The sequence below is a fragment of the Ensifer sp. WSM1721 genome (genome assembly GCF_000513895.2).
In the GTDB taxonomy this organism is placed as follows: Bacteria; Pseudomonadota; Alphaproteobacteria; order Rhizobiales; family Rhizobiaceae; genus Sinorhizobium.
The window spans coordinates 3357322-3372500 of record NZ_CP165782.1 but is presented as its reverse complement, the minus strand read 5'-3'; the positions used below and the strand labels follow the sequence as shown (position 1 = coordinate 3372500).

Sequence of the window (15179 nt, the reverse complement as noted above, 5' to 3'; positions counted from 1 at the left end):
TGCCTGGCAGCCGGGCGCCTATGTCGGCGTCAAGATGGTCTCGGTTTTCCCGGGCAACCAGACGCGCGGCCTGCCCGCGATCCACGGCAGCTATCTGCTTTCCTCCGGCAAGACCGGCGAATTGTTGGCGATCCTCGATGGCGGCGAGCTCACCGCCCGGCGGACGGCGGCGGCTTCCGCGCTCGCCGCCCGCTATCTTGCGCGGCAGGATGCAAGCTCGATGCTGATGGTCGGAACGGGGCGGCTGTCGACCAACGTCATCGAGGCTCATGCATCCGTCCGCCCAATCCGCAAGGTGGCGGTCTGGGGGCGCGATCCGAAGAAGGCGGAGGCAACGGCAGAGGAACTCGACCTCGGGAACATCTCGGTGTCGGTGGCGACCGATCTCGAGGCGGCGGCCAGGGAGGCGGACATCATTTCCTGCGCGACGCTTTCTTCCGCGCCGCTGATCCGCGGCGACTGGCTGAAGCCCGGAGCGCATCTCGACCTCATCGGCGCCTTCAAGCCGACGATGCGCGAGTCGGACGACCGTGCCGCCACCCGCGCCACCATCTTCGTCGACACGCGCACGGGCGCGCTCAAGGAGGGCGGCGACATCGTCCAGCCGCTCAAGGCCGGGCTCATCACGGAAGCCGCGATCCGCGCCGATCTCTTCGAGCTCGCCCGCGGCGAACATCCCGGACGCACCGCTCCCGACGAAATCACGCTGTTCAAATCGGTGGGCGCGGCACTCGAGGATCTGGCCGGCGCGGTGCTCGCCCTCGAGGCGAAGCGGGGCAAGGCATAGGCTTTGCGCCCGCCCGGCGGCGGTTTCACCGAATCGTGACGGTTGCCGCCGGGGACCTGGATTGACGCCGCATGGCCTTGCCGTACCCTCGGCCAGCAAACAGGGCGGAGGGAGCAAAAATCATGATCAGGGGAGTCGGGCGCATCATCGGAGCGGCAATGCTGGCGCTTGGCCTTGCCAGCCAGGCCGCCGCAACCGACATCGGCAATTGGGATGCGGTCGTTGCCGAGGCGAAGGGCCAGACCGTCTACTTCAATGCCTGGGGCGGATCCGAAAACATCAACGCCTATATCCGCTGGGCCGGGGAGCAGATGAAGAGCCGCTACGGTGTTTCCGTCGTTCATGTGAAGCTCGGCGACACCGCGAAAGCGATCGCAACCGTGCTTGCGGAAAAATCGGCGGGAAAGGACGAGGGCGGCTCCGTCGATCTCGTCTGGATCAACGGCGAGAACTTTGCGGCGATGAAGCGCGAGGGGCTGCTTTACGGCCCCGGCTGGGCGACGAAATTGCCGAGCTGGCGCTATGTCGATCACGAGAACAAGCCGACGGTGCTCAAGGATTTCACCATTCCGACGGATGGGCTGGAGAGTCCCTGGGGCGGCGCGAAACTCGTGTTTTTCTACGACACGGCCCGCATGAAGGCGGGCGAGCTGCCGCGATCGGCGGCGGAGCTCCTGAAATGGGCCGAGGCCAATCCGGGGCGATTTTCCTATCCGCAGCCGCCGGATTTCACCGGCTCTTCCTTCCTGAAGCAGGTGCTGACAGAGCTCATCCACGACAAAGCCAAGCTGCAGCAGCCTGTCGACGACGCCACGTTCCAGGCGGATGTCGCGCCGCTTTTCGCCTATCTCGATAAACTCACGCCGCTCCTCTGGCGCAAGGGCAAGGCCTACCCGCAGAACTATCCCGACATGAAGCAGAAGCTTGCCGACGGCGAGCTCGACATCATCTTCGCTTTCAACCCGGCAGAAGCCTCCTCCGCAATCGCCAATGGCGAGCTGCCGGACACGGTGCGCTCCTTCGTCTTTTCCGGTGGTACGCTCGGCAACACCCACTTCGTCGCCATCCCCTACAATGCGACGGCGAAGGCCGGCGCGCTTCTCCTTGCCGATTTCCTGCTCTCGCCCGAAGCGCAGCTACGAAAGCAGGACCCGAAGGTCTGGGGCGATCCGACGGTGCTGTCTCTCGCAAAACTTCCGGCCGCCGATCGAGCCGCATTCGGGCGCCTGGATCTGGGCGTTGCGACACTCGGGCCGGACGAACTCGGCCCTATGCTCGATGAGCCGCACCCCGACTGGATGACGCGAATCGAAGCGGAATGGACCCGGCGCTATGGGGCAGGCAATTAAGCGAACGCGGCGCGAAGCGTGCCAAAAGCCTGGAAAGCGTCTTCTCGACGCAAATGCGCTCCTCGTCCTCATCCTCGGGCTGCCGGTCTTCGCGGGCTTCGCCGGGGCAATCCTGCCGGCCTTCGGCTACCTGCCTGCGCTCGGCGGCCTTCACCTGACGCTTGCTCACCTTGCCGAGCTGGCGCAACAGCCGCACATTCTTCGCTCTGCGCTCACCGGTTTCTTCGCGGGCCTGATCACCACCTTTGCCGCCCTGGCGATCGTCGGCGGCTTCGTGGCAGGCTTTGCCGGCACTTCGGTCTTTACCCGCATCCAGCATCTGGTGTCGCCGCTCCTTGCCGTTCCGCATGCGGCGGCGGCCTTCGCGTTGGCCTTCCTCGTCGCGCCATCGGGGTTCCTGCTGCGGCTCGTCTCGCCCGAGTTCACCGGTTTCACGCGGCCCCCCGATTGGCTTGTTCCGAACGATCCTTGCGCGCTCTTGATGATCGCCGGGCTCATCACCAAGGAGGTTCCCTTCCTCTTTCTGGTGACGCTTGCCGCCCTGCCGCAGCTTTCCGTCTCAACAGCCGGCCAACTGACGGCGGCGTTCGGCTATGGGCGCATCTCCGGCTTTGCCGTCAGCCTCTGGCCGGCACTCTACCGGCAGATCCGTCTGCCGGTCTTCGCCGTGCTCGTCTATTCGGTCTCCGTCGTCGATGTTGCGATGATCCTCGGGCCGCAACTGCCGCCAACATTGCCCGTGCGCATCGCCCAGTGGGCGGCGTATCATGATCCCGATCAGCGATTTCTCGCATCCGCAGGTGCCCTCTTACAGCTTGCGATCGTTCTCGCCGCAATGGCGGTATGGATCGCGCTCGAAAGGCTCGGAAAGATCGCTTTGGCCCGCCTGACCCATTCGGGGCGACGCCTTGCGAGGGACGGCGCAGTTCGCGCCGCCTCCGCCTTCGCGATGACCGCCTGCGCGGCCGTCATCTTCGTCGGGCTCGGCCTTCTCGCGATCTGGTCAGTTGCCGGTCTCTGGCCATTTCCGGCTGCGCTGCCCGGGCAGCTCACAGCGGGAACCTGGCTGCGTACACTTCCTCGACTCTGGGCGCCACTTGGCACCACGATAGCGCTTGCGCTCTCGGCGGCATCCCTGGCGCTCCTCTCAACGATCCTGCTGCTTTACCGCAACAGCACTGCGGGCGGAAACAGGACACCCGGCCACTATCGCTTGCTTTATCTGCCGCTGCTGGTGCCGGAGATCAGCTTCGTCTTCGGTCTGCAGATTCTGATCGTTTCGGCGGGCTTCACGCCGGCCTTTCCGAGCGTGTTCGCCATCCATTTTCTGTTCGTGCTCCCTTACGTCCTCCTGTCGCTCTCGGCTCCTTGGCGTGAGCTCGATCCACGCTTCGAAAGGATCGCCGCCGGCTTCGGCAAGTCCGCGCTCGAAATCCTGCTGACGGTCCGCTTGCCGCTGCTCTTTCGCGCCTGCCTCACCGCGCTCGCGGTCGGTTTTTCGGTTTCGGTCAGCCTGTATCTGCCGACGCTCCTCATCGGCGCCGGGCGGCTGACGACGATCACGACCGAAGCGGTCGCGCTCGCCTCGGGCGGCGATCGCCGGGTGATCGGCGTCTATGCTCTCGTCCAGGCACTCCTGCCCTTCCTGGCATTTCTCGTTGCATCGCTCGCACCGCAGTTGCTATTCCGCAACCGGCGGGCAATGAGGACGTGAATGCAGGAAATCGCCGAGTCGGTATGGAGCAAGACCAGACCTTTGACGCTGTCGGACGTGACGATCCGCCTGGGTAGCCGGACGTTGCTTACCGTCTCGGCGAAGGTGATGCCGGGGGAGGTGCTGACAATCATGGGCCCGTCCGGCTCCGGCAAATCGACGCTGCTTGCCTTCGCGGGCGGTTTTCTTGACCGAGCCTTCGAGGTGAGCGGGCGGCTGTTGATCGGGACCGAGGACCTCACGGAAACCCCCGCTAACCAGCGCCATGCGGGCATCCTGTTCCAGGACCCGCTGCTCTTTCCGCACCTGTCCGTCGGCGGCAATGTCGCCTTCGCCATCCCGCCGGCCGTCAGTGGGCGAAAGGCGCGCCGCGCGCTGGCAGAAGCAGCGCTCAAGGAGGTGGGGCTTGGCGGTTTCTTCGACCGCGATCCGGATACGCTCTCCGGCGGCCAGAAGGCGCGCGTGGCGCTGCAAAGGGTGCTCGTTTCGGCACCTGATTTCCTGCTGCTCGACGAGCCCTTCTCGAAGCTCGATGCGCCGCTCAGGCGCCAGATGCGCGAACTGGTCTTCTCCAAGGCGAAGGCGGCCGGATTGCCGACCATTCTCGTAACCCATGACGGCGCCGATGCTCAAGCCGCCGGCGGCCGGGTGATTGAGATCGGCATCGAGGAGCAGGCCTGATGCGGACGCTTCCCTCCCTGCCGGTCCGCGAGATCCTGCCTCAGCTCGCCGAGGCGCTTGAAGCCTCCGGATCCGTCGTGCTTTCCGCCCCGCCCGGGGCCGGCAAGACCACGCTGGTGCCGCTCTTCCTGCTCGACCAATCCTGGCGTGGCGACGGCAAGATCATTCTGCTCGAACCGCGTCGGCTCGCCGCACGCGCCGCGGCCGGACGCATGGCCGAGCTCCTCGGCGAGAAGCTGGGCGAAACCGTCGGCTACCGAATGCGGCTCGACAATCGGGTTTCGGCGAAGACCCGGATCGAGGTAGTGACCGAGGGCGTCTTTGCCCGGATGATCCTCGACGATCCCGAGCTTTCCGGCGTTTCAGCCGTTCTCTTCGATGAGTTCCACGAGCGCTCGCTCGACGCCGATTTCGGCTTGGCGCTGGCGCTCGACGTGCGGTCGGCGCTGCGCGACGATCTGAGGCTCATCGTCATGTCGGCGACGCTCGATGTGGATCGCGTCACCAAACTCATTGGCGGTGCGCCGATTCTCAAGAGCGAAGGCCGGAGCTTTCCGATCGACATTCGCTACGAGAACAGAAATACGGGCGAAAGCGTCGAGGAGGCGATGGTCCGGACGATCGCGGAAGCGCACCGATCCGAAGAGGGCTCGATCCTCGCCTTCCTGCCCGGGCAGGCCGAGATCTCCCGCACGGCCGAACGCCTCGCCGGGCGCTTCGGCGAGGCGACCACGATCGTGCGGCTCTACGGCAATCTGAGCCAGAAGGAGCAGGATGCGGCGATCCGGCCGGCGCCGAGAGGCACGCGCAAGATCGTGCTTGCGACGTCCATCGCAGAAACCTCGATCACCATCGATGGTGTACGGATTGTCGTCGATAGCGGTCTGCAGCGGCTGCCGGTGTTCGAGGCCTCGACCGGGATCACGCGGCTCGAGACCGTGCGCGTCTCGAAGGCCTCGGCCGACCAGCGCGCCGGCCGTGCGGGAAGAACCGAACCCGGCATCGCAATCCGTCTCTGGCATTCCGGGCAGACGGCGGCGCTTCCCGTCTTCACGCCGCCGCAGATCCTTGCCAGCGACCTTTCCGGCCTGCTGCTCGATCTTGCCCATTGGGGTGTGACCGATCCGTCGTCGCTGAAATTCCTCGATCCGCCGCCGGAAACGACCTTGCGCGAGGCCCGCAGTCTGCTCGTCGAGCTCGGTGCGCTCGATGCCAATGGCGCGCTGACGCCGAGGGGTCGCCAGGTCCGCGATCTGGCCCTGCCCGTGCGGCTTGCCGCGATGGCGGTTTCGGCGGCCGAGGAGGGCCAGGCACAGGAAGCCTGCCTCATCGCGGTGATGCTCACGGAACAGGGCCTCGGCGGCAACAATATCGACATCGAGGAGCGGCTGCGCCGATTCCGGAGCGACCGCGGCGAGAGGGCGGAAGCGGCGCGCGGTCTTGCGAGACGCATGGTCGCGGACCTCGGCGCGTCGCAGACCAATGGCGAGCGCGCACTGCCCGGCCAAATGCTGATGCACGCCTTTCCCGACCGCATTGCCCTGCAGCGCGGCGGGCGCGGCCGCTTCGTCATGGCGAACGGACGCGGCGCCGAGGTGCCGGAGACCGGGCGGCTTGCGGCGGCGGAGATGCTGGTCATTGCCGACCTCACGGGCCGGGCCGGAGCGCAGCGGGTGCTGGCGGCGGCCGAGATCACCCGGGCCGACGTCGAGGCGCATATGCCCGGAGCGATCGTCACCGAAGAGCAGAGCTTCTTCGACCGGGCGAGCCGGCAGGCGCGCGCCCGCCGGGTGACGCGGCTCGGAGCGATCGTCTTCGAAGAAAAACCGCTGCCGCGTCCGAGCGGCGAAGCAGCGGCGCGGGCGCTCGCCGAGGGCATCCGGCAATTGGGGCTCGCTGCCATACCATTCCCGAAGGACGTCGAGCAGCTACGCGACCGCATCGGCTTCCTGCATCGATCGATCGGTGAGCCCTGGCCCGACATGTCGGATGCAGCGCTGATCTCCCGGCTCGATGAATGGTTCGTTCCCTTTCAGGGCGACGCCGGCGGCCTCGATGGCATCAAGGGCCGCGATCTTGCCGAGGGCCTCCTGTCTCTCGTTCCTTACGACCTCCAGCGCGATCTCGCGAAGCTCGCGCCGACGCATTTCGAAGCGCCGACGGGACAGCGCCATCCGATCCATTACGATGGCGACGAGCCGCTCTTGTCGATCCGCGTGCAGGAACTCTTCGGCCTGAAGACGCATCCGGCGATCGGCGACGGTCGTCTGCCGCTGCTGCTGGAACTGATTTCGCCCGGCCATCGACCCATCCAGACGACGCGGGACCTGCCAGGCTTCTGGGCCGGCTCTTGGAAGGATGTGAGGTCCGAAATGCGCGGGCGCTACCCCAAGCATCCCTGGCCGGAAGATCCGGCCAACGCCATTCCGACGACACGGGCGAAACCGCGCGGCAGCTAAGGTGTTGAGGCTCCGATCCGATTAAACCCCTCCCCAACCCCTCCCCACAAGGGGGAGGGGCTCTCTTGGCCGCACCGTCTCCGCTTCCATGTCAGCGTTGCCGCGAGATTTGATGTTAGAAAATGGGCACGGCGATCGCGGCTTCGCTGAACTCCCTCCCCCTTGTGGGGAGGGTTGGGGAGGGGCCAGAGATCGTGAAGCGAGCTCGCGGAATAATCCTGGTTCGGAGCTGCTTTATAATCAGCAGGATCAGGCTAGACTCCGTGGATACAAATGAACTCTCCGCCTGGGAGAGACTCGAACCGGAAAACCAGCATGGCAACGGCGACATTCTACAACGAGCTCAACAGCAATCGCAGCCTGAGGCTACAGACGCTCGTCCGCCTGCGCTGGCTGGCGGTCGGCGGCCAGTCGCTCGCCGTCATCATCACGGCGCTTTGGCTGCAATTCCCGTTACCGCTCGTGTCCTGTTCGGCCCTGATTGCGAGCCTGGCGCTTTTGAACGTCTTTCTCACGATTCGCTATCCGGCGACGCAACGGCTGACGCCGCCTGCGGCCTTCGTGCTGCTCGGCCTCGATCTGGCGCAACTGACGGCACTGCTCTTCATTACCGGGGGGCTCTCCAATCCTTTCGCGCCGCTTCTCTGCGTGCCGGTCATCATCTCCTCGGCTTCGCAGCCGAAGCCGCACAGCATCGTGCTGGCAGGCTTCGCCATTATCGGCGTCACCGTGCTCGCCTTCTCGCCATTCCCGCTGCCCTGGTATCCGGGCACCGTTCTCTTGATCCCGCGGGTGCTGACGGCGGGCATCTGGTTCGCGATCGTCTCGATGACCGCCTTTGCCGCCTTCTACACCTACAGGGTCTCGCTCGAGGCGAGCGAGCTCTCGGAGGCGCTGACCGCGACGGAACTCGTGCTGCAGCGCGAGAAACATCTGTCGCAGCTCGACGGGCTCGCGGCGGCCGCCGCCCACGAACTCGGCACGCCGCTTGCGACGATCAGCGTCGTCGCCAAGGAGATGGAGCGGGAGCTCGGCGACGATCCGCGCTTCGGCGAGGACGTCCATCTGTTGCGCAGCCAGAGTGAACGCTGCCGCGACATCCTGAAGCGGCTGACGACGCTCTCGTCCGAAAGCGAGGAGCATATGCGGCTCCTGCCACTCTCGTCGCTGATCGAGGAGGTCATGGCGCCGCATCGCGAATTCGGGATCGAGATCGAGCTCAAGGAGAAAGGCGACCGCTCGTCCGAGCCGGTCGGCATCCGCAATGCCGGAATCCTCTACGGCCTCGGCAACCTGCTCGAGAATGCGGTGGATTACGCGCGCAGGAAAGTGACGGTCACGACGGAACATACCGCCGAGCGCGTGCGGGTGACGATCGAGGACGATGGTGACGGTTTTTCGCCGGACATCCTTGCGAGAATCGGCGAGCCCTACGTCACACGGCGACAGAAGGATGACAGCGCCGGAGGCCTCGGTCTCGGTCTCTTCATCGCCAAGACGCTGCTCGAGCGCTCCGGCGCCCGGCTGCGCTTCGAGAACGGCGGCCCGGATCGTCCCGGCGCCCGGGTCAGCGTCGAATGGCCGCGCGCGCTGATGGATGCGAAACTGGCGAAATGACATTTGGCAGCTTATTGAAGAGGGCCGCGAGAAAGCCCACATCGTGTTTGGCGAGAACAGGCCCGGATTTCTGCCGCGGGCCAGGTTTTCGCACAGGGATTTGAGAAAAATGATCGAAAAATCGACGGCTGCATCAAGTACCCACACCGCGGATGCCGACCTGATCGGACCTGACAGAACCCTGCTGATTGTCGACGACGACGGGCCGTTCCTGCGCCGCCTGGCACGGGCGATGGAGGCGCGCGGTTTTGCGGTCGACATCGCCGAATCGGTCGCGGAAGGGATCGCCAAGGCCAAGACCCGCCCGCCGAAGCACGCGGTCATCGATCTTAGACTCGGCGACGGCAGCGGCCTCGACGTGATCGAGGCCATCCGCGGGCGCCGCGACGACACGCGGATGATCGTGCTGACCGGCTACGGCAATATCGCCACCGCCGTCAACGCCGTGAAGCTCGGCGCTCTAGACTATCTCGCGAAGCCAGCGGATGCCGACGACATTTTCGCGGCGCTGGTCCAGCGCCAAGGCGAACGGGTAGAGCCGCCGGAGAATCCGATGTCGGCGGATCGCGTCCGCTGGGAACACATCCAGCGCGTTTACGAGATGTGCGACCGCAACGTCTCGGAGACAGCGCGGCGCCTCAACATGCATCGCAGGACACTGCAGCGCATCCTGGCGAAGCGGGCGCCGAAGTAATCGGCGGTCTGCGTTGGCGACTGCCCAACCCGCCTAATCTCGGCTCCCGCCCACGATGTCGCGAATCGAATTGCCGAGTTCGCCGTTGCGTTCCGCGGCCCACTCCGCGAGCATCAGCCGCTGCGCGGCGACCCGCGCGAAGGCCTGCGTCACCGATTTCCGCGTTGCCGGGGCGAGGCGATGCTCCGGCGCATCGCGCAGCATATGCGCCTCGTAGCCGTCGGAAAGCATCAGCCCGCATTCTTCCGGGAAGATGTCGAGCGGCACCTCCGCATGGGTCGCGAAGAAGAGGCGGTCGCAATGAAGCCGATATTCCGGCCATTTGCGGTCGACGCGAAAGTCTTCGATCGAGGTCTTGATCTCGACGATCCAGATCTCGCCCCTCGCTGAAAGGGAGATGAGATCCGCTCGCCTGCCGCTTGCAAGCGTCAGCTCCGGCAGCACGGCGTGGCGCAGCTCGGCGAGCAGCCGCTGCACGCCGCGGCGCACCTTCAGCGCCCGTTCGGACTGACGCCCGTCGACAAGCGGATTGTCGTCATGGATCGATAGAATCGCCATCGCCTGATCTCGGTCTGTTCCGCATTCGTCAGCGGCTTTGTTGCAAAAAAGCAATCGTCACGGAATTTGCACTTTTCTGCCGCATTGCGGCACCGCGATCCCTTGCGTGGCGCCGTGCAATCGAAAATAAGCTGGTGTCGCTGACGGCCGGACACCCTCCTTCCGTATTCTCCTGACTTTCTTTTACGAGACACTCATGCGCTTCCGCAACGCTCTCTTTCTGTGCAGCCTGGCGGCCACCATTGCCCTCGCCGGCTGCTCGCAAACCACCACCACGGCCGGCTCTGCTCCCGAGGGCGTAAAAGTGGCGACGAATCAGATCTTCTCCGGCAATTACGGCGCCATCGAGGACCACGGCTACCCGCTGCCCGCCATTCCGATCAATCGTCTCGACCAGCGCTTCCATCGCCAGATCGTCGATTACGAGACCAAGGAACGGCCGGGCACCATCGTCGTCAACACTCCGAATCGCTTCCTCTACTATGTGCTGCCAGGCGGCAAGGCGGTTCGCTACGGCATCGGCGTCGGCAAGGCCGGTTTCGCTTGGGAAGGCGAGGCCTATGTCGCCTGGAAGCAGGAATGGCCGACCTGGCATCCGCCAAAGGAAATGGCCGAGCGCAAGCCGGAAGTCGCCAAGTACGTCGAAGAAGGCATGGGCCCCGGCATCAGCAATCCGCTCGGCGCGCGCGCGCTCTACCTCTTCAACAAGGACGGCAGGGACACGCTCTTCCGTCTGCATGGCACGCCGGAATGGGCTTCGATCGGCACCGCCGCCTCGTCCGGCTGCATCCGGCTTATGAACCAGGACATCATCGACCTTTATTCGCGGGTCCGCCCTGGCCGCAACGCACGCGTCGTCGTGCAGCAGTAACGCAACAGCATACAGGAAAGAAGGGCCGCCTGGTCGATGCCAGGCGGCCCTTTGTCGTTGGCGCATGCCGGGCCGAGTTGCCCCTCACGCCGCCCGTTGATTCGCCTTGAGCTCCAGACGGCGGCGGTGCAGAACCGGCTCGGTATAGCCGTTCGGCTGCTCGCGGCCCTTGAGCACGAGATCGAGGGCGGCCTGGAAAGCGATCGATTCGTCGAAATGCCCGGCCATCGGCTGGTAGTTCGGGTCGCCGGCATTCTGCCGGTCGACGACGGCGGCCATCTTCTTCATCGTCTCGACGATCTGCGCTTCGCTGACGATGCCGTGGTGGAGCCAGTTCGCCATATGCTGCGAGGAGATGCGCAGCGTTGCGCGGTCCTCCATAAGACCGACGTCGTTGATGTCGGGCACCTTCGAGCAGCCGACGCCCTGATCGATCCAGCGCACGACGTAGCCGAGAATCCCTTGAGCATTGTTGTCGAGCTCGCGCTGGATCTCCTCCTCCGTCCAGTTCGGGAGCGGCACGACCGGTACGGAAAGGATATCGGCGAGCTTGGCGCGACCCCTGCTCTTCAGGCTCGCCTGAACCTCGGCGACGTCGACGCGGTGGTAGTGCGTGGCGTGGAGGGTCGCGGCAGTCGGCGAGGGAACCCAGGCGGTATTCGCGCCGGACTTCGGATGGGCGATCTTCTGCTCCAACATTGCCGCCATCAGGTCAGGCATCGCCCACATGCCCTTGCCGATCTGGGCGTGGCCGGAAAGCCCGCATTCGAGCCCGATATCGACGTTCCAGTTCTCGTAGGCGCCGATCCAGGCAGCCTGCTTCATGTCGCCCTTGCGGATCATCGGGCCGGCTTCCATCGAGGTGTGGATCTCGTCGCCGGTCCGGTCGAGGAAGCCGGTATTGATGAAGACGACGCGTTCACGGGCGGCGCGGATGCATTCCTTGAGGTTGACAGTCGTGCGCCGCTCCTCGTCCATGATGCCCATTTTCATGGTGTTTTCCGGAAGTCCAAGCGCCGCCTCGACGCGCGAAAAAATCTCGCAGGCGAAGGCGACCTCTTCAGGTCCATGCATCTTCGGCTTGACGACATACATGGAGCCCGCACGCGAATTTGCCCGGCGGCCATTGGGACCGATGTCGTGAAGAGCGATCAGCGCCGTCACCATGGCGTCCATGAGGCCCTCGGGAACCTCAACGCCGTCGCGGTCGAGGATCGCCGGATTGGTCATCAGGTGCCCGACATTGCGCACCAGCATCAGCGAGCGCCCGGGAAGCGTCAGCGTCGCGCCCTGCGGAGCCGTATAGACGCGATCAGCGCTGAGCTTGCGGGTGAAGGTCCGCCCTCCCTTCGTCACCTCTTCCGCGAGATCGCCCTTCATCAGGCCGAGCCAGTTGCGATAGACGACGATCTTGTCCTCGGCATCGACGGCTGCGACCGAGTCCTCGCAATCCATGATCGTGGTGATCGCCGATTCGAGGATGATGTCGGAAATGCCGGCCGAATCGGCCTTGCCGATCGGTGTCGACGCGTCGAGGACGATGATGATGTGGAGACCGTTCCGGCGGAGCACGATCTCGGTCGGTGCTGCGGCATCGCCGGCATAACCGGCGAACTGGACGGGATCGACGAGAGCGGTCTCGGCACCGTCGGCAAGCGTGACGGTGAGCGCCGTGCCGTCGATCGCAAAGGACTGCGCATCGCTCCAGCGACCGGCCGCAAGCGGCGCGCTCGCATCCAGGAAATCGCGTGCCCAGGAAATGACCTTGCCGCCGCGCACCGGGTTGTAGCCCTTGCCGCGCTCGGCGCCGTCCGTTTCGGCAATCGCGTCGGTGCCGTAGAGCGCATCATAAAGCGAGCCCCAGCGCGCATTGGCGGCATTGAGCGCATAGCGGGCGTTCATGACCGGCACGACGAGCTGCGGCCCGGCGATCGTCGCGATCTCGGGGTCGACATTGGCGGTCGAGACAGAACAGGCAGGCCCCTCCGGCAGGAGGTAGCCGATCTCCCGCAGGAAGGCTTCATAGGCTTCCATGTCGACCGGCGCGCCGTGCTCGCGGTACCAGGCATCAAGCTTCGCCTGCAACTCATCGCGCTTGGCAAGGAGAGCCCGGTTCTTCGGCGCGAGATCGTGGACGAGTTCGGAGAAAGAGGAAAAGAACCGCTCCGGATCGACGCCGGTGCCCGGCAATGCCTCTTCGACCAGAAAGCGGTGGAGCCCCGCATCGATCTTCAAACCATGCTTCTCAATGCGGTCCATGCGGCAGCTCCTGAAATCTCTCTGTTCCATATTCCAATAGGTAGGAGCGGGATGCGCACGGAAAAGCGCGGCGCCCGCTCACGCGCGCGGAAAGTCTCTCATCAATCCATTGCCTGTCAATTCCGCAAGGATGCGAAGAATTTTTTCCAAATTAGAAAAGATTAGAGATGTGCAATGCGCGGCCTGCCGCTCGCCGAGGCGATGAAGCGCGCCTCGATGAGCTTGCGGCTGCCCTCGACCTCGGGCGCATCGATTTCTTCCCACATCGTCGCGGCGGGCTCTTCGGCGCCATTCGCGCGTGCGGTCTCGAGCGCCATTGCCTCCGCGCGCCGGCGGGCGACGCCGAAAGCCTCGTCCTGATCGATGAAGCGCTCGCTCGCGCCCGCGCCGTTGACGATGAAAATGCCTTCTTCCGGCGTCGTGACGAAGACGGTGACGGTCGCCCGCACCTGGCCGACGACAGCGCCAATGGCATTTGCTACGTCGGCTTCCGCCGGGATCACCGCTTTCGTGCCGAGCATCTCGGCGATTGCAGGATAATAGACCGGCGCGGAGGCGCCGAGGCCGACGAGCGGTCGGTCGAGGCCGATCGAAAAGCGGACGATGCCGGGTTCGCGCTTCAACGCCCGATCGACGGCAAGCGAGGCAGCCGGATCGATCGCACCGGCGCCGTCCTCGTTGAGGCAGGCCTGCAGGATCACTTCCGAGGACTGGCGCGTCAGCCGGTCGACGATCATCTCAGCGAGAGCCTTCGCCGATGGCGCGATCGGCTGCCCCGAACCGTCCTTGGTTCGGGCGGCGATCTCGAGGCCGAGGCGGGCGGCCTCGGTGTTCCACTGCGCCTGCCGGCCAAGTACGTGCATCGCATCCGACGGGGTCAGGGCGCATATATGCACGAGTCCGCGCGCTACCAGCCGGTCGAGGGTCGCACGCTGGGGTGTGCTGACAAGCAGATCCGCAAGCGCCATCGGTACCATGCCGATACGGTCGTACAGGGCCTGCTCCTGCGGCTGCAGGCCGCTCGCCAGATGCTCGGGCAGGCCGGTGCGGACCGCAAGCCGGCCATCATGGCGGCCGGCATGCGTTGCCCGCAACTGCTTTTCGAGCACCGCCAGCACGGCGTCGCCATAGAGCGCCGTGGCAAGGCTCAAGGGCAGGAAGCGGCGGGGTCCGAGATCGAGCTTGGCCTTCAGGCCACGATCGTTGATCTTCACTTCGGAGTCGCCGCCGAGGCCGTAGGTGCGCATAGCGACCGCCTCGACCATGGTGCGGAAGCCGCCGACGACCGCCCCTTCCGCATCGAGCCGTGGCCGGCCCGCTTCGAGCACCGCGACGTCCGTCGTCGTGCCGCCGATATCGGAGACGACGGCCCCGTCGAGGCCGGTCAGATATCGGGCACCGACAAGGCTCGCTGCCGGCCCGGAGAGGATCGTCTCGATCGGCCTCAGCCGCGCTTCGGCGGCCGAGATCAGCGCGCCGTCGCCGCGCACCACCATCATCGGCACGTCGATGCCGCGGGCCTTGAGGAAGTCTTCGCAGGAGCCGATCAGCCGATCGATCATCGAGACGAGCCGGGCATTCAGCAGCGTCGTCAGCGCCCGGCGCGGTCCACCGAGCTTGGAGGAAAGCTCGTGGCTGCAGGTGACCGGCAGATGCGAGACCTCGCGGATGCGGTCGCGCACGCGCTTCTCGTGATCAGGGTTGCGTACCGCGAAATAGCCGGCGACAGCAAAGGACGAGACCTGGGTGCCAAGCGTCGGCAGCGCCTCGTCGAGCGCGCTCATGTCGAGCGGCGCTTCGCCGCCGTGAACGTTGTGGCCGCCGGGAAGAAAGATGACGGGATCGGACCCGAGCGCCTCCAGAAGTCCGTCGCGCTTCAGATCCTCCGGTCCGAAGCCGATCATCACCAGACCGGCGCGGCCGCCCTGCCCCTCGACCAGCGCATTGGTCGCGAGCGTCGTCGAGAGCGAGACGAGGCTGATCGCCGAGACCGGAACCCCGGCCTTTGCGAGCACGGCTTCGACCGCTCCGGATATGCCCTCGGCGAGATCGTGCCGGGTCGTCAGCGCCTTGGCCTTAGCGACGACGCCGGCGGATTCGCTGAAGAGAACGGCGTCGGTATAGGTGCCGCCGGTGTCGATGCCGAGAAGAAGATGCGAGGTCAATTTCTGCTCAGTCCAAAGTTGAGAA

Annotated in this window: 11 protein-coding genes (1 of these 11 running past the window's edge); 8 read left to right on the top strand and 3 right to left on the bottom strand. The window is 65.3% G+C overall.

Annotated elements, in window-relative coordinates:
- From M728_RS16205 to actR, 7 genes are all read left to right on the top strand, one after another.
- Positions 1 to 787, top strand: partial view of an ornithine cyclodeaminase family protein gene (locus M728_RS16205; protein WP_026619421.1) — the 3' portion only. It extends 161 nt beyond the left edge of the window; only the last 787 of its 948 coding nucleotides appear in the window; its start codon lies off the left edge, out of view; it ends in the stop codon at positions 785 to 787.
- A 122-nt stretch (positions 788 to 909) separates the two neighbouring features.
- Positions 910 to 2136: an ABC transporter substrate-binding protein gene (locus M728_RS16200; RefSeq protein WP_026619422.1), complete on the top strand. Its 1227-nt coding sequence runs from the start codon at positions 910 to 912 to the stop codon at positions 2134 to 2136.
- Complete coding sequence (locus M728_RS16195; protein ID WP_051440835.1) at positions 2120 to 3850, top strand: ABC transporter permease; 1731 nt, start codon at positions 2120 to 2122, stop codon at positions 3848 to 3850. The genes M728_RS16200 and M728_RS16195 overlap by 17 nt, the downstream gene beginning before the upstream one ends.
- The gene (locus M728_RS16190; protein WP_026619424.1) at positions 3851 to 4531 is read left to right on the top strand and encodes an ATP-binding cassette domain-containing protein; all 681 of its coding nucleotides are present in this window, start codon (positions 3851 to 3853) and stop codon (positions 4529 to 4531) included.
- Positions 4531 to 6990 carry an ATP-dependent helicase HrpB gene (hrpB, locus tag M728_RS16185; protein WP_026619425.1) on the top strand — a complete coding sequence of 820 codons (2460 nt, stop codon included), beginning with the start codon at positions 4531 to 4533 and terminating at the stop codon, positions 6988 to 6990. The genes M728_RS16190 and hrpB overlap by 1 nt, the downstream gene beginning before the upstream one ends.
- Before the next feature lie 315 nt (positions 6991 to 7305).
- Positions 7306 to 8607, top strand: a complete 1302-nt coding sequence (locus M728_RS16180) for an ActS/PrrB/RegB family redox-sensitive histidine kinase (RefSeq protein ID WP_026619426.1) — start codon at positions 7306 to 7308, stop codon at positions 8605 to 8607.
- 109 nt (positions 8608 to 8716) lie between these two features.
- Complete coding sequence (gene actR, locus M728_RS16175; protein WP_026619427.1) at positions 8717 to 9301, top strand: global response regulator transcription factor ActR; 585 nt, start codon at positions 8717 to 8719, stop codon at positions 9299 to 9301.
- Between the two features lie 33 nt (positions 9302 to 9334).
- Here the strand turns inward: actR and M728_RS16170 are convergent, their stop codons facing one another.
- On the bottom strand, positions 9335 to 9859 hold the full coding sequence (locus M728_RS16170) for an MmcB family DNA repair protein (protein WP_026619428.1): 525 nt from the start codon (positions 9857 to 9859) through the stop codon (positions 9335 to 9337).
- Positions 9860 to 10055: 196 nt separating this feature from the next.
- On the opposite strand from M728_RS16170, the gene M728_RS16165 reads away from it, so the two are divergent.
- Positions 10056 to 10730 carry a L,D-transpeptidase gene (locus M728_RS16165; protein ID WP_026619429.1) on the top strand — a complete coding sequence of 225 codons (675 nt, stop codon included), beginning with the start codon at positions 10056 to 10058 and terminating at the stop codon, positions 10728 to 10730.
- Between the two features lie 84 nt (positions 10731 to 10814).
- Here the strand turns inward: M728_RS16165 and M728_RS16160 are convergent, their stop codons facing one another.
- Positions 10815 to 12989 carry a malate synthase G gene (locus tag M728_RS16160; RefSeq protein ID WP_026619430.1) on the bottom strand — a complete coding sequence of 725 codons (2175 nt, stop codon included), beginning with the start codon at positions 12987 to 12989 and terminating at the stop codon, positions 10815 to 10817.
- A gap of 161 nt (positions 12990 to 13150) precedes the next feature.
- Positions 13151 to 15154, bottom strand: coding sequence for a hydantoinase/oxoprolinase N-terminal domain-containing protein (locus M728_RS16155; protein WP_026619431.1), 2004 nt, complete (start codon positions 15152 to 15154; stop codon positions 13151 to 13153).
- Between the last annotated feature and the right edge of the window lie 25 nt (positions 15155 to 15179).

Bases quoted from the DNA above. Each gene is read 5' to 3' on its own strand.
- M728_RS16200 (WP_026619422.1), top strand. From the start codon at position 910: ATGATCAGGGGAGTCGGGCGCATCATCGGAGCGGCAATGCTGGCGCTT.
- M728_RS16195 (WP_051440835.1), top strand. From the start codon at position 2,120: ATGGGGCAGGCAATTAAGCGAACGCGGCGCGAAGCGTGCCAAAAGCCT.
- M728_RS16190 (WP_026619424.1), top strand. From the start codon at position 3,851: ATGCAGGAAATCGCCGAGTCGGTATGGAGCAAGACCAGACCTTTGACG.
- hrpB (WP_026619425.1), top strand. From the start codon at position 4,531: ATGCGGACGCTTCCCTCCCTGCCGGTCCGCGAGATCCTGCCTCAGCTC.
- M728_RS16180 (WP_026619426.1), top strand. From the start codon at position 7,306: ATGGCAACGGCGACATTCTACAACGAGCTCAACAGCAATCGCAGCCTG.
- actR (WP_026619427.1), top strand. From the start codon at position 8,717: ATGATCGAAAAATCGACGGCTGCATCAAGTACCCACACCGCGGATGCC.
- M728_RS16170 (WP_026619428.1), bottom strand. From the start codon at position 9,859: ATGGCGATTCTATCGATCCATGACGACAATCCGCTTGTCGACGGGCGT.
- M728_RS16165 (WP_026619429.1), top strand. From the start codon at position 10,056: ATGCGCTTCCGCAACGCTCTCTTTCTGTGCAGCCTGGCGGCCACCATT.
- M728_RS16160 (WP_026619430.1), bottom strand. From the start codon at position 12,989: ATGGACCGCATTGAGAAGCATGGTTTGAAGATCGATGCGGGGCTCCAC.